This is a genomic window from Paenibacillus sp. UMB7766-LJ446, assembly GCF_030226665.1.
Taxonomy (GTDB): domain Bacteria; phylum Bacillota; class Bacilli; order Paenibacillales; family Paenibacillaceae; genus Paenibacillus; species Paenibacillus vandeheii.
Genome location: NZ_JASOYM010000018.1, coordinates 1 through 14828 on the forward strand (window position 1 = coordinate 1; position 14828 = coordinate 14828).

Annotated in this window: 16 protein-coding genes and 1 other annotated feature; of the genes, 14 read left to right on the forward strand and 2 right to left on the reverse strand. The window is 45.6% G+C overall.

The annotated features are described in order from the left end of the window. Window positions 1-1839 (forward strand): beta strand repeat-containing protein (locus tag QP794_RS29895; protein ID WP_285080376.1); only part of this gene is annotated, 1839 nt, incomplete at its 5' end. 102 nt (window positions 1840-1941) lie between these two features. Here QP794_RS29895 and serA read toward each other — a convergent pair. Continuing rightward, complete coding sequence (gene serA / locus QP794_RS29900; RefSeq protein ID WP_285080378.1) at window positions 1942-3537, reverse strand: phosphoglycerate dehydrogenase; 1596 nt, start codon at window positions 3535-3537, stop codon at window positions 1942-1944. A gap of 199 nt (window positions 3538-3736) precedes the next feature. Next, window positions 3737-3967: a binding site (T-box leader), on the reverse strand. Between the two features lie 346 nt (window positions 3968-4313). Here serA and QP794_RS29905 point away from each other — a divergent pair. Genes QP794_RS29905 through QP794_RS29915 form a run of 3 tightly spaced genes read left to right on the forward strand, consistent with a single transcriptional unit; the run spans window position 4314 to window position 6168 of the window. Beyond that, window positions 4314-4907, forward strand: coding sequence for a type II CAAX endopeptidase family protein (locus QP794_RS29905; protein WP_024630696.1), 594 nt, complete (start codon window positions 4314-4316; stop codon window positions 4905-4907). Continuing rightward, on the forward strand, window positions 4904-5356 hold the full coding sequence (locus tag QP794_RS29910; protein WP_079349435.1) for a hypothetical protein: 453 nt from the start codon (window positions 4904-4906) through the stop codon (window positions 5354-5356). Before QP794_RS29905 ends, QP794_RS29910 begins: the two co-directional genes overlap by 4 nt. After that, window positions 5344-6168: a metallophosphoesterase gene (locus QP794_RS29915; protein WP_285080381.1), complete on the forward strand. Its 825-nt coding sequence runs from the start codon at window positions 5344-5346 to the stop codon at window positions 6166-6168. Before QP794_RS29910 ends, QP794_RS29915 begins: the two co-directional genes overlap by 13 nt. 99 nt (window positions 6169-6267) lie before the next feature. Here the strand turns inward: QP794_RS29915 and QP794_RS29920 are convergent, their stop codons facing one another. Further along, entirely contained in the window at window positions 6268-7200 is a 933-nt protein-coding gene (locus QP794_RS29920) for a polysaccharide deacetylase family protein (protein ID WP_285080382.1), read from the reverse strand. A 94-nt stretch (window positions 7201-7294) separates the two neighbouring features. Between QP794_RS29920 and QP794_RS29925 the strand changes: the two genes are divergently transcribed. The 10 genes from QP794_RS29925 (at window position 7295) to rpsA (ending at window position 14806) form a co-directional block, all read left to right on the forward strand. Beyond that, on the forward strand, window positions 7295-7651 hold the full coding sequence (locus QP794_RS29925; protein ID WP_024630692.1) for a hypothetical protein: 357 nt from the start codon (window positions 7295-7297) through the stop codon (window positions 7649-7651). Window positions 7652-7838: 187 nt separating this feature from the next. After that, window positions 7839-8453 (forward strand): genetic competence negative regulator, encoded by a 615-nt coding sequence (locus QP794_RS29930; protein ID WP_024630691.1) that lies wholly within the window; start codon window positions 7839-7841, stop codon window positions 8451-8453. 43 nt (window positions 8454-8496) lie between these two features. Then, window positions 8497-9192 (forward strand): glutamic-type intramembrane protease PrsW, encoded by a 696-nt coding sequence (gene prsW / locus QP794_RS29935; protein WP_024630690.1) that lies wholly within the window; start codon window positions 8497-8499, stop codon window positions 9190-9192. A 16-nt stretch (window positions 9193-9208) separates the two neighbouring features. Continuing rightward, the gene (locus QP794_RS29940) at window positions 9209-9481 is read left to right on the forward strand and encodes a hypothetical protein (protein WP_152532871.1); all 273 of its coding nucleotides are present in this window, start codon (window positions 9209-9211) and stop codon (window positions 9479-9481) included. A gap of 122 nt (window positions 9482-9603) precedes the next feature. Continuing rightward, window positions 9604-10950, forward strand: coding sequence for a germination protein YpeB (gene ypeB, locus QP794_RS29945; protein WP_285080385.1), 1347 nt, complete (start codon window positions 9604-9606; stop codon window positions 10948-10950). A 154-nt stretch (window positions 10951-11104) separates the two neighbouring features. Beyond that, entirely contained in the window at window positions 11105-11758 is a 654-nt protein-coding gene (locus QP794_RS29950; RefSeq protein WP_079349431.1) for a flagellar brake protein, read from the forward strand. Window positions 11759-11826: 68 nt separating this feature from the next. After that, complete coding sequence (locus QP794_RS29955; RefSeq protein WP_285080387.1) at window positions 11827-12042, forward strand: hypothetical protein; 216 nt, start codon at window positions 11827-11829, stop codon at window positions 12040-12042. A 115-nt stretch (window positions 12043-12157) separates the two neighbouring features. Next, complete coding sequence (gene cmk, locus QP794_RS29960; protein ID WP_285080388.1) at window positions 12158-12862, forward strand: (d)CMP kinase; 705 nt, start codon at window positions 12158-12160, stop codon at window positions 12860-12862. Next, window positions 12859-13446, forward strand: a complete 588-nt coding sequence (locus QP794_RS29965; RefSeq protein ID WP_024630685.1) for a lysophospholipid acyltransferase family protein — start codon at window positions 12859-12861, stop codon at window positions 13444-13446. The genes cmk and QP794_RS29965 overlap by 4 nt, the downstream gene beginning before the upstream one ends. Window positions 13447-13591: 145 nt before the next feature. Next, window positions 13592-14806: a 30S ribosomal protein S1 gene (gene rpsA, locus QP794_RS29970; protein ID WP_024630684.1), complete on the forward strand. Its 1215-nt coding sequence runs from the start codon at window positions 13592-13594 to the stop codon at window positions 14804-14806. Window positions 14807-14828: the final 22 nt, after the last annotated feature.

Genomic DNA, 14828 nt, shown 5'->3' on the forward strand with positions numbered 1-14828 from the left:
ATTACCGGAGCTACTGGCGTTAGTGTAACGGGAAGCACAGGGGCAACAGGTGATCCCGGAGTCACCGGAGCGACTGGGGTTACTGGCGATACAGGAGCAACGGGAGTCACAGGTGCAACCGGAGATTCGGGAGCAACGGGAGTCACAGGCGTAACCGGAGATACGGGAGCAACGGGAGTCGCAGGTGTAACCGGAGGTACGGGAGCAACGGGAGTCGCAGGTGTAACCGGAGGTACGGGAGCAACGGGAGTCGCAGGCGTAACCGGAGATACGGGAGCAACGGGATTCACAGGAGTAACCGGAGATACAGGAACAACGGGAGTTACGGGAGCTACTGGCGTAAGTGTAACGGGAAGCACTGGAGCAACAGGTGATACAGGTGTAACCGGAGCGAAGGGGGTTACTGGAGATACTGGAGCGACAGGAGTCACTGGGGATAACGGAGTCACCGGAACGACTGGGGTAACCGGAGATACAGGAGCAACGGGAGTCACAGGAGCTACTGGTGTGAGTGTAACGGGAAGCACTGGAGCCACTGGGGATACAGGTGTAATCGGAGCGACTGGGGTAACCGGAGATACGGGAGCAACGGGAGTCACGGGGGCTACTGGTGTCGGTGTAACGGGAAGCACTGGAGCAACAGGTGATACAGGTGTAACCGGAGCGACGGGGGTTACTGGAGATACAGGAACGACAGGAGTCACTGGGGATACCGGAGTCACCGGAGCGACTGGGGTAATCGGAGATACAGGAGCGACGGGAGTCACAGGAGCTACTGGTGTGAGTGTAACGGGAAGCACTGGAGCCACTGGGGATACCGGAGTCGCCGGGTCGACTGGAGTTACGGGAGACACAGGAGCTACAGGAGTTACCGGAGCTACTGGCATTAGTGTAACGGGAGCAACAGGTGATACAGGTGTAACGGGAGCGACTGGGGTAACTGGAGATCCAGGAGTGACGGGAGTCACTGGGGATACCGGAGTCACCGGAGCGACTGGGTTAACCGGAGATACAGGAGCAACGGGAGTCACGGGGGTTACTGGTGTCAGTGTAACGGGAAGTACTGGAGCCACTGGGGATACCGGAGTCACCGGGTCGACTGGAGTTACGGGAGACACAGGAGCTACAGGAGTCACGGGGGCTACTGGTGTCAGTGTAACGGGAAGTACAGGAGCTACCGGAGATACAGGAGCAACAGGAGTCACGGGAGCGACTGGGGTAACTGGCGATACAGGAGCAACGGGAGTCACGGGAGCTACTGGTGTGAGTGTAACGGGAAGTACAGGAGCAACAGGAGTTACAGGAGCTACTGGCGTAAGTGTAACTGGAAGCACTGGAGTCACTGGGGATACAGGAGCTACTGGAGTAAGTGTCACCGGAGCAACAGGAGCCACTGGAGGTACAGGTGCAACGGGTGCAACCGGAGCAACCGGAACTTCTGTAACTTCGAATTCGGCATTTGCTGAGAACACAAGTGGTACCATTGTTGTAATTTTGGGTGGAACATTGATTCCATTGCCGAATAACCAAAATATAGGCACTGGCATAACCGTCAATGGAACGAATGATACCTTCACTCTTGCCAATGCAGGGCGCTACTATATCTCTTATAAAATAAATCTGACAGCCGCACTTGCTATTCAATCCCGTATTTTACTTAACGGGACAGCAATTCCAGCGAGTGTTGTATCCCCAGTACTCTCTCTCAGTCAGTTGCAATCAGACTTTATTGTGACGGTTACAGCCGGATCTACTATCCAGTTCCAATTATTTGGGCTAGTTGCTACAGCTATCCTTTCTCCACCAGGGGCTACTATAAACATTATTCAATTAGCTTAATGCATGAATTACGCTCTTAAAAAGAATTTTTGAGTTACAAAGAAGAGACGAACCCGATAAGGTTCGCCTCTCTTTTTGTCTTATAAGTGAATAATCCCGTAATTAATTCAAAACGATTTCAACAGCAGTATTGATTTCTGGAAGGGCTGCAAGTTGCACAAGCACGTCTTTTGGAACTTCCTTGTCAACAGTCAAAATCATGATAGCAGCTCCACCAATGATTTTACGTCCAACCTGCATGGAGGCGATGTTAACTTCATTTTCTCCAAGCAATGTCCCAACACGTCCGATGATACCCGGTTTATCATTATGCGAAATCAAAATTTGATGACTTTCCGGAGCAATATCCACTGGGAATTTGTCCAGACGAACGATTCGCTCTCCGTAACCGGCAAGAAGTGTGCCTGCAACACGACGTTCTTCAGCATCCTGAGTCGTTACAAGTGTAACGGTAATGAGATTGGTAAACCCTTTAGTGGTCGATGTTTGGCTAACCACTACGTTGAGATCCCGCACTTTAGCCAAATGCATGGAGTTGACAATATTGGCTTCCCCGCCTAAATGTCTTGCCAGAATGCCTTTTACAATGTAACGAGTCAAAGGAGAAGTATCCACTTCAGACAGATCTCCAGCATAGTCGATCCGAATTTCCTGAACCGCATTTTGAGTGATCTGAGCTGCAAAGCTACCCAGTGTTTCGCCCAGTTTAAAATACGGCTGCAGTTTGTTCATTACGGTTGGGGCTACTGCAGGCATGTTGACCGCGTTTTTGAACGGTTCATTGCGCAGGATATGCAGGACTTGCTCCGATACGTCTATCGCTACATTTTCTTGTGCTTCTACTGTGGATGCACCAAGATGAGGCGTGACAATAATGCTAGGATGATTCAGGAACGGGTGATCAGCAGCTGGTGGCTCGCTCTCGAATACGTCGAACGCTGCACCGGCAACGATACCTTCATCAATGGCTTCAACAAGTGCCATTTCGTCAACAACTCCACCGCGGGCACAGTTGATAATACGCATGCCTTTTTTCATCACTTCGAATTGTGGGCGGGAAATCATATGGTGTGTCTCAGGTGTTAATGGTGTGTGAACGGTCATGAAATCAGCATTGCGAATGATATCATCCACACTAGCTAACTTAACTTGAAGTTTCTCCGCACGGTCTTGAGTGAGGAACGGGTCATAAGCCAGAATATCCATTCCGAATGCTTTGGCACGTTTAGCTACTTCGCTACCGATCCGTCCCATACCGAGCACACCCAGCGTTTTATTTCTTAACTCCACACCCAGGAAGGTTTTACGATCCCAAGTACCTTGAATGGTTTTGGCATATGCCTGAGGAATATGTCGTGCCAGTGCCATCATCATGGCAAATGTATGTTCACATGTCGTAATCGTATTACCGTCAGGGGCGTTAATAACAATGATACCGCGTTGGGTAGCAGCTTCCAAATCAATGTTATCTACACCTACACCAGCACGTCCGATGACTTTGAGGTTTGTACCTGCAGTCATAATACGATCCGTTACACGAGTCTGACTTCGAACCAGAAGGGCATCATAATCGCTGATAATTGCAACAAGCTCATCTTCGCTAAGACCTGTTTTCTTCTCAACTACAACATCATTTGCATCCACCAGTTGCTGAATTCCCAGATCACTAATGGGGTCCGACACTAACACTTTGTACATGGTTTCTTCCTCCTTAGGTATGTGTATCTATATCGTCAAGGTTTCACCTCACGAAAGAGGCATTCCTTAAAACCGTTGGAACTCTTCCTCTCAACAACGCGGTGTCGCAGCAGAGGGGGAGGGTGTAGCAAATAGGGCAATTCCACGTCTGTACTTTAAAATAAATCAAAAAACTCTCAATCCACATACTGCTTGCGCAATAAGGGACGAGAGTTGTCGTGGTACCACCCTAATTCACCGCCGTTTCGCAACGACAGTCTTAGCGGTCAATGAAGACCGAAGAGGATAACGGGTCTAAACCGATTGCACCTACTCCAATTTCAATGCAATAACTCAGGAGCGCTCAAGATCATCTGCCTGCCACCGATTTACACCATCCATCGGCTCTCTGTAAGACAAAGCAACGTCTTTTTTCCATCATCGTGTTTAACGTGACTAATTTTTTCATAATGTATCATGGCTGACATGAGCATGTCAATAGGCTTAAATGTTTTAATTCGATTTACTATTATCATTTCCTTCAGTTGCAAAGGAAGCATACAAATATTAAGAATGGAGCTCCCTAATGGATATAAATAGCTCGATTACAAGCTGTTTTACGAATTGGATTTTAATGCATTAATGAAATAACGCATTCGATACAGCTTCGCTTAAAAAACGGGACTTGGGGCAGGCCTTGAACCAATTTAGTTTTTTGGCTATCATTTAGTATACTATCCGATTGGACAACGAACTTGTTATCCATCAAATATAAGTCAAGAGGACAGACACAGGCGATGAAAAAATTAAAGTTTCCCAAGTTCAAGATTCAGAAGGCTGAACCACAGCAACTTACTGAGCGTTTGCTTCTGATCAATCTATACTTTACACAAGGGTTAACTTTGATCATTGGGGTTGTATGGATTTTATTGCAGAAGAGAAATCTGTTTGATGTGCTTGCTTGGCCTGACAGTTACCATTTTATTTGGTGGGGCCTTGGTCTGGCTGGCATTATGCTTGTTATGGACCTAGTTCTTTCTTATGTTATTCCTCAAGAAAGTATGGACGATGGGGGAATTAACGAGATGCTGTTCCGTCAGCGTCCGATCTGGCATATTGTATGCATAGCAGCCATCGTTGCTGTATGTGAAGAATTGTTATTTCGCGGAGCCATACAGTATGCGTTAGGTCCTTACTGGACAAGTATTTTATTTGCGGTCATCCATATTCGCTATCTGCGGCATTGGATTCCGACGGGTTGGGTATTTGTCTCAAGCTATGGATTGGGTTGGATTTATATGCAATCCGGCACATTATGGGCGCCTATTTTATGTCATTTTATTATTGATTTGGTGTCTGGATTAGCGATACGTTTTCGGAGGGGATCATGAATCAGCAATTAAGTAGAATGAAAACTTACGGCAGTCAGCGCCATCGTAACTCAGATAAGACAGAGACATCTGAGCGTCCTGAAGCTTCTCAAACAAATCTGGTCGTTGAATCAGCTGCCGCTGCAGAGGTAGGAGAACTTACACCGATTACCTCTGTTTCTATACCAAGATCACAACGCAAGTCTTATACATCATCGCTGGAAAGTCCGGTACTTCCCCGGCGGGCACCAGCACGTGCCAATAAAGAACAAAAGCCATCAGAAGAATCCGTTTCCGAAGCGGGCACACTTCCTACAAGGACGGAGCTTCATCCTTCTCGCCGTTTACGGCTCAGTAAACGATTTGTGAATTCACTCATTTTAATATTTGTTTTGCTCACAATCAGTCTGGTTTGGTGGGGAATAAAAGGAGCGCCTCCTCTGAATACTTTTCTTCCATGGCCATGGTAATGCTGGCCTGGGTCGTTGCTGTTATATTGGCCGGGATTGCATTGCTCGTTCATATGTTGAGGGAGGCCCATCTTCACCACATTGTTACAGAAGAGGTTGAAGTGCCGAATTTGCCGTCTTCTTTTGATGGAAGCAAAATACTGTATATATCTGATATTCATAAACGCAAGCTGAAAAACAATGATCTGGAACACCTTCGAAATCAGGTGGACTGGGTTATCATTGGGGGAGATGTGGCGGAAAAGGGAATCTCATGGCCCATCGTCAGACATAATATGAGCTTGTTATCATATATTGCACCTGCGTATACTGTGTATGGAAACCATGATAAAAGAGCAGGAATTGCGCAGCTCGAACGTATATTCCGAGATACACGCGTTCAACTTTTACAAGATTCAACCGCCTATCTTCATAAAGGCAAAAGCAAACTGTGCCTGGTCGGAGTTGATTATCGTTCACGGCGAGGGGATTCGCTTCTTGCTGAATTGGATACAAAAGAGTGCAAGATTGCCATCGTGCACGACCCCTTACAGGCTCTTCACTTGAATGAACCTGTGGATCTGATACTGAGTGGTCACACCCACGGTGGACAATTGGTAATTCCGGGCGTTGGCCCCGTGTTTCTTAACAAAGCGTACCGCTCCGTGTCTAGCGGGTGGTTCTCTTTGAAACGTGATGATAAGGATAATGAGCAAGAAGGCAAAATGCTGGTTAGCAAAGGATATGGAACAAATCATTTGCCACTCAGACTTTGTTGTCCAGCAGAAATGCATATCATTACATTGAGAATGCTCTCAAATAAACAGCCTTGATCCGCATAGGATCAAGGCTGTTTATTTGAGTTAACTTTGTATGTTGCTTCAGGTCAATTCCAGATTGACCACTAAGACTACACCGATTGTAATTGAAACTCAGCGTGCTTCCAGTTCAATGGAGCGAGGGTCGACGAATGTGTAGCCTTTCTGTTCGAGTTTGGTTAACAACTCATCCAATGCTTCAACCGTCCAGGGCAACTCATGCATCAAAATATTACTGCCGGGATTTAATTGATCCAGCACATTCTGAATGACTTTCTCCGGTTTGTTTTTGGTACTCTTATCCCAATCCAGTGAGCCATTGGACCATGTCATATATAACATGCCGTTATTTTTGACTGTAGCCTTCAGTGCATCATTTCCGGAACCGAACGGCGGGCGGAAGAACTGAGGCTCCACGCCAATCGTTTCTTTTACAATTTTTTGCACATCGGTTACCTGTTTGGCGGCTGCCGTAGTGGACATTTTTTTCAGATCTTCATGATCCCAGGCATGATTTCCTACAATCTGACCACGTTTATGAATGATCTCCAGCAACTCGGGATGACTTTTCACGCGGTATCCGTTAACAAAAAATATTGCTTTCGCGCCATGTTTATCCAATGTGTCGATTAATCCGTTAATCATTTTTTCTTCTTTAGGTCCATCATCAAATGTCAATAACACAACCTTGCTTTCGCTCGTTTTGTCGTTGGGTTTGATGTAATAATTGGCGTTCATGTGATACGTTTTTTCAATATTATCTTCGGTTGTTTGTCCGGAAGTGTTGTCATTTCCTTCCTTTTCTATTGTGGACGTTTCGTCACGCCTAGGTGATTCTTGATCAGATGTTGGGTCCGTAGTGGACTGGGAATCATTGGTTTGTGTTTCTTCTGTGCCAGTGGCAGTTGGCTCGTTAGATTGCTCTTGCGTCGAATTAACCGATCCATTGCTGGACATCGTGGATTCAGGCGTTATTTCGTCCTTGGCTCCACACGCTGACAACAGCATGCAAACGATCATAATTAAGGCGGTGGTGTGTCTAATCATGACTTCAACTCGCTTTCCTGTATTTATGCGGAATGAGATGACGCGCTCCCGCAAACACTAGTTGTGATTTTAACATTAAAAGGAGGTTGGTGTAATGAAGGCGTCATCCTTTTTCTGGGGTGTTGTAATTGGTGTAGCAGCCACTTCTTGGCTGTCCAAAGGTAAAATGTCTATGCTGTCTTCCGGTTCATCCCGCAACATGATGAATCAGGCCAAACACAAAATGATGGAGATGACGTTCCCTGGTATGGACGGGTTCAGCTCTAAGTCAAACGAACAAAGCGGAGATTCCCACAAAAGTACGCATAAAAAAACGGCCAAACCGATTACTCCACAGGAAAAAGAAGAGAACATGAACATGCTCAAAGATTTTATTCGCACCAATCCGGATGTTAAACATGAAGTTGAGCAAATCTTAACTCAAACAAACACAACAGTACCGGGTTTATAAACGCAAACTTCCCATTAGAATCATCCACAGTCTTGTTTTGATGTGGAATGATTCTTTTTTTGTCGATTTTACTTCGTGCATTTGGAGGTATAAAATGATAACATAACTACATAGATTTATTTTCAGCACATATTGTTTTGTGCTTCATAATCTGTTATAAGACTTGCTTATAAAGGGGAGATCCTGTATGAAAATAGAACGATTAAGTCACGATAAGATACGGATTTTCCTGACCTTTGACGATCTGAGCGAGCGCGGAATACAAAAGGAAGATATGTGGCAGGAAATACCTAGAGTTCATGAACTGTTCACTGAAATGATGGACCAGGCTTATTCCGAACTTGGATTTGATGCTACAGGTCCGCTTGCTGTCGAAGTATTCGCACTTCCCGCTCAAGGGATGGTTGTCATTGTTACCCGGGGGAAATATGATCCGCAACAATATGGTTCAGGTAACGAGGATGATCTGCCTGAAGAAGTATATGAGATGGAAGTTACACTTGAGCAAAGCGATTCCATCGTCTATGCATTCAAAGATTTTGAAGTGCTAATTGAGGCTGCACATATGTTGCGTCAGCACGTAACGGATGCTGGAAGACTCTATTCCTATAAAGACAAGTGGTTTTTGCATTTGGAACCGGATGACGTGGATTCCACCAAACACGCAGCGTTGATTGCACTGCTTGCTGAATTTGGTGAAGGGTCTTCAGTTACTCCAGCAGTCATGGAAGAGTATGGAAAGGTTGTTATGCCTGAGCAAGCGATTGAGGTTATTTGCACCCACTTCAAACGTCAGGATTAAGCTCTAGTTGTAATTGCGTTCTTAGTCAGAGGAGGGAATTTCGGTGCTTTTGTTTTCGGTTTTAGCGGCAGCAGTAGCTCCGGGTCTCGCCTTGTTAACATACTTTTATCTGAAAGACCGTTATGACTCTGAACCTCTTCACATGGTATTTCGAGTCTTTCTCATGGGAATTCTGATGGTATTACCTGTGATGATTATTCAGCGTGGCATGATGATCTGGCTTGGAGATAATCCTTATGTTGAAGCCATCCTCATTTCAGGTTGGGTTGAAGAGTTCGTCAAATGGTTTGTGATATACCATATTATCTATAACCATACCGAATTTGACGAGCCTTATGATGGGATTCTTTATTCCGTTGCTGTTTCACTCGGGTTTGCTACGGTTGAGAATGTGTTGTATGCCTTTGCGGGGAATGCTTCCGTCTCTGCCATGTTTATTCGTGCTTTGCTTCCTGTATCGGGTCACGCCATGTTTGCAGTAATTATGGGTTATTACATGGGGCGGGCCAAGTTCACGGATGGCAAGAAAAAACGTTGGTTTCTTATGCTCTCACTCGTTTTGCCGTTCTTCTGGCATGCACTTTACGATGTCATTATGAATACCATGGTGAATCATTGGTTGTGGTTCATTGCGCCATTGATGGCGGGATTATGGTACGGAGCAATCGGCAAGATTACAAGGGCCAATAATCGTTCTCCTTTTCGTTTTGTGAAGCGTGAGGAAGAGATTAAATTATAAAAATACGGACACACTGGTGGACATGGAGCGCAACCTGCGCCTGATGCCCTGGTGTGTTTTTTTTGCTGCAACAATAAAAATTCCCGGGGAAAGACAAATAGAAACGGGGATAAGCGTGATGAGAATCAAAATTAAAATCAGATGCAAACAATGTGGAGAACGTTTTACACTGCGAGGCAAGAAGGAACGCGGAAGAATCGAGACCGGTTTTAAACAGTGTTTGTGTGACAATCGGGATCAGTTCGAAATTGAGGAAGATGGCGGTACAACCTGGGTTCAATTGAATTAAACTAACGTCTTGGAACCATTCGTAATAAGCCCGTCATTGGACAGACTGGAAATCGCATGCATAAGAGGTCTTTCTTCGATCCACAATAGAGGTAGTGGCTTAGAAGAAAGGAGACTCTATCGATGTATAAACGTTTAAGTTCAGTTATGTTTCCGATATTTGCAGTTCTGCTAATCGGTGCTCTCGTATGGGGATACCAAGAGAACCAGGAGAAAAATGCAATTCTGATCAAGGCAGAGAATCAATACCAGCGTGCTTTTCACGATTTATCATTTCATATGGACAAATTGCACTCGGAGATTGGGAATACACTGGCGGTTCATGCCACGTCCCAAGGGATGCATCGTAAAGGTCTGATGAATGTATGGCGACTTACCAGTGAAGCGCAGAATGAAATTAACCAATTGCCGCTCACGATGCTGCCATTCAGTGAAACGGAGGAGTTTCTCTCCCGCATCTCCAACTTTGCTTATCAAGCGTCCATGCGTGATCTGACCAATGAACCTTTAAGTGAAAAGGAAATGGGTAACCTGAAAAAGCTGTATGCGAATTCATCTGAGATTACCAAAAATCTGCAGAATGTTCAGCAGAAAGTCCTTTCGGACCGTTTGCGCTGGATGGATGCGGAGTCGGCTATGGCGACGGAACAGCAAACAATGGATAATACCATCGTGGATGGATTCCGGACGGTCAACAAAAAGGTCCAGGAGTACCCTGAACTTGACTGGGGTCCTTCAGTCTCCAGCATTTATGCCAAACGTTCGGTGAAAAAGCTGGATGGCTTACCGATGACCAAAGAGCAGATCCAAACGAAAGCTGCCAAGTTTTCTGACGCTGAGCATAGTAAGATTCAAGTACAGGAAAATGGGAAAGGCACAGATTGGGAATCGTACACAGCCACGATTAATCAGTCCAAAGACAGTAAATTGATGATGGACTTTACACGTAATGGTGGTCTGCTCATCTCATACAGTGACACTCGTCCGATCGGGACAAAGAAAGTAACACGTAAAGATGCCATGTCAAAAGCGGATCAATTCCTTTCCAATAAGGGTTACAAAGATATGAAGGCGGTCAATTACGATGAGTTTGGCAATCTCGGTAACCTGACCTATGTGCGCAAACAAGGCGATACATTGATTTATCCGGAAAAAATGTCTGTTCGAGTAGGTCTCGATAACGGGGATGTTACCGGCTTCCAGGCAAGTGACTTCGTGTATGAGCATCAGAAGAAACGGGAGATTCCAAAAGCTGCACTCACAGTTGAACAAGCCCGCAAAAAGCTGAATCCGGAATTCGAGGAGAGCTACGTTCGTAAGTCACTCATTAAGAATGATTACAGCAAAGAAGTTCTTTGTTACGAATTCGGCGGACGCATTAACGGCACGAAATATAGAATTTACATCAACGCCGATACCGGTATGGAAGAAGCTGTTGAGGAAATTAAACCGGTGAATGAGACCACATAACCTCCAGAAGTCAGCAGCGTGTTAAAAGGCAATTAGATTACGAAACAGACCACTAGTTGGTCTGTTTTTTGTTGTCCACTATGAGAAAGGTCATGGTATAATAGTCCTTGTACATATGATGCCAAGATAAAAAGCTAAGGTGGCGGTGAACAGCTTGTTTCCCAAAATAAATGAAGTTTTATACATCCAGATTGCCTCTGCAGATGAAAAAGAGGAAAGCAAAGAATATAAATCACGCATAGCGGATGTGGATGAGCATAGTTTCCTGATCGAAGTTCCGATGCAGCAGGGAAGCAGTCGGTTGAAAAGGTTGTTTTTTGGTGAGGAATTGTCCATTTCTTATATTACGGAAGACGGGGTTCGTCATTATTTCAACACGTACGTTACCGGATTTGAAGAAGATGTGGTTCGTCTTGTACGAATTCGCAAACCTTTGCCGGATGACATTACCAAAATTCAACGTCGCAGTTTTCTGCGTGTTCATGCAAACCTTGAAATGGCTATACAGGGTGAAGATCTGACCCGAGCCGTGGGCTTGACTGAAGATATTGGCGGCGGTGGGTTGTCCATTTACGGTGAACCCAGTTTTCCAATTGCGGAAGGGCAAAAGCTGAAATGCTGGCTGCTTATTCCTTATCGTAATGCAGTGATTGAACATGCGAATTTTGAAGCCGAAGTGGTGCGGATCAAAACACTGGAAACGGGCAGACAGTTGTGTATGTTAAAGTTTGTGCAGATTTCGGATTCGGAGCGGCAGAAGATCATCAAGTTTTGTTTTGAACGGCAATTGGATTATCGAACGAAATAAGAATCGTGATTGTCTGGATAAAAAGAGACAGTGGCGGGCACTGTAATGGAAAAACGGAGGTTCGGGTTGTGAACAATCGTCGCCATGCGTCCCGCAGATACGAGCGCCTATATTATGTATTGTCCAAGCGAATGGAGAGAAGGGCTCTGAAACTGATTACAGCTCTTCTCATTCTGCTTGTGATCTACCAGTTAATACTTCTTGTGCCTGATATAAAAAAAAATATGACCTCCATTGATCGTCTGGAAGGAACACCAATACAGATGCAAAAGGTGCACGAATAATAGCATGACTGATTTGTCTGTTTTTGCATCCATGTGTATAGTGTGGTATAATTTTGACGATGCAGGCAATGCCTGTTTTTTTATTGAGGCTTATCGTTTGAGGAGGAATGCCCCGTTGGCAAGCCAGAACACATCAGAGAACGGGAAGATGAACGTTGCAATTGACGGACCTGCCGGTGCCGGGAAAAGCACGGTGGCCCGATTGGTTGCAGAGGCGCTCGCGTATATATACGTTGATACTGGCGCAATGTACCGTGCGGTAACCCTGCATATGCTTCGGAAAGGTATTTCACCGGAAGATGTGCCAGAGGTGCTTCAGGAAACCCAAAAGCTGGTCATTGATTTACAACCGGATCCCGACGGACAGAAAGTGTTCTGTAATGGGGAAGATGTAACCTCGGAAATCCGCTCCCGTGAAGTGACGGGAATCGTGTCCCGATATGCGCAAATCGAGGGGCTGCGTACGCAATTGGTGGATACACAGCGGCAAATGGCTTTGCGCAAGGGCGTCGTCATGGATGGACGCGATATCGGAACGACAGTATTGCCCGACGCGGAAGTGAAAATCTTCATGACTGCCAGTGTGGAAGAGCGTGCACTTCGCCGCTTCAAAGAACTGGACCCCTCAGAAGGACTGACGTTGCAGCAACTTGAGCGAGACATTGCCACCCGTGACCAATTGGATGAAAGTCGGGAAGTATCCCCGCTTCGTTGTGCTGAGGACGCTACCGTGCTCGATACAACTGAGATGAGCATCCATGAAGTGGTTGACAAAATCGTGTCTTATTGCACAATGGTCAGAGGAGAGATCGGTCTATGATTTACACATTTTGCAGCACATTACTGCGGATCATTTACACCATTCTTTTCCGCCTGGAGGCAGTTGGACGGGAGAACATCCCGAAAGAAGGCGGCGTACTTTTATGTTCCAATCATATCAGTAACTTTGATCCTCCAACGGTAGGTATCAAGATTAGCCGTCAGGTTCGCTTCATGGCCAAAAGTGAATTGTTTGATGTTCCGGTCTTCGGCCGAATTATCAAAGCCGTAGGTGCTTTCCCCGTTAAACGTGGAGGCGTCAGCAAGGAATCCATCAAGACCTCACTCAACATTTTGCGTGATGGTGAAGTGCTTGGCATTTTTCCTTCGGGAAGTCGACACAATGATGGAGGCATCGGCAAAAAAGGGGCAGCGAGCTTCGCTCTCCGAAGTGGTGCTACAGTTATTCCTGCTGCTATTATCGGTAACTACAAGGTTTTTCGTAAGATGAAAGTGGTCTATGGAGCACCAGTGAATTTGGACGAGTTCAAGGAAGATCCATCCGGCGATGCGCTGGAGAGAGCGACGGAGAAGATTATGTCCAAGATTAATGAAATGGTGCAGACAGGCGTGCCAAGCAAATAATGGCGTCGTCGTCAGACAGCTGAGTGCATGTTTCCATATTTTTGAGGGAAGCTAAAGATGTTCATTCAGTGATGAAAGTGTTTTGAACTCTGCTACAGGCAGGTTTGAATATAATGGGGTTTTTGAATTGAGGAGGGTATTTGACATGTCGGAAGAAATGAAAAATCAAGAAGCAACCCAAGATGAGTTGGATCAATTCGTTTCCTTGAAAAAAGGAGATACCGTAAAAGGAACCATCGTCAAATTGGAAGATAACCAAGCCTATGTGAGCATTGGATATAAATATGACGGTGTAATTCCAATTCGTGAACTGTCTTCTCTGCACGTAGACAGCGCGTCTGATGCAGTTGAAGTTGGACAAGAAGTTGAAGCTAAAGTACTTAGCATCGACGACGAGAAAGAAAAACTCGTTCTGTCCAAACGTGCAATCGACAGCGAAAACGCTTGGGATCAATTGCAAAAGCATTTTGAAGACCAAGACGTATTCGAAGTTGTTGTAGCTGACGTTGTTAAAGGCGGTCTGGTAGCAGACGTGGGCGTACGCGGATTTATCCCGGCTTCCATGGTTGAACGCCATTTCGTTGAAGATTTCAGCGATTACAAAGGACGCACATTGCGTGTTAAAGTGAAAGAGATCGATCGTGAGAACAACAAAGTGATCCTTTCCCAAAAAGACGTACTTGAGCAAGAATTCGAAGCAAACAAAGTTAACGTTATGGCTGGTTTGCAAGAAGGCCAAGTGATCGAAGGTACGGTACAACGCTTGACTCAATTCGGTGCTTTCGTTGATGTAGGCGGAGTAGACGGATTGGTTCACGTATCCGAGCTGGCTTGGACACACGTTGACAAACCATCGGACGTTCTGTCTGAAGGCGATAAAGTAAACGTAAAAGTGCTGAAAGTTGATCCTGAAAAAGGTAAAATCAGCCTGAGCATGAAAGCTGTTCAACCAGGTCCTTGGGAAACAGCTGGCGACAAATTCAACTCTAGCGATATCGTAACAGGTGTTGTAAAACGTCTGGTTGACTTCGGTGCTTTTGTTGAAATCGCTCCTGGTGTTGAGGGACTTGTGCATATCTCGCAAATCTCCCACAAACATATTGGCACTCCGCACGAAGTGTTGAAAGAAGGACAAGAAGTTCAAGTTAAAATCTTGGACATGAACCCTTCTGAGCAACGTGTAAGCCTGAGCATCAAGGAAACTGAAGAAGCTCCTGCTCAAGCACAAAAATCAGAAAGACCAGCAAGAAACAATGCTCCACGTGAAGAAATCAACAACCCGAACGTTTCCATGAGCAATCAAGGTCTGAGCATCACGCTCGGCGAGCGCTTCGGTGACAAACTCAGCAAATTCAAATAAGTTATACATGCATGGTTCTTAG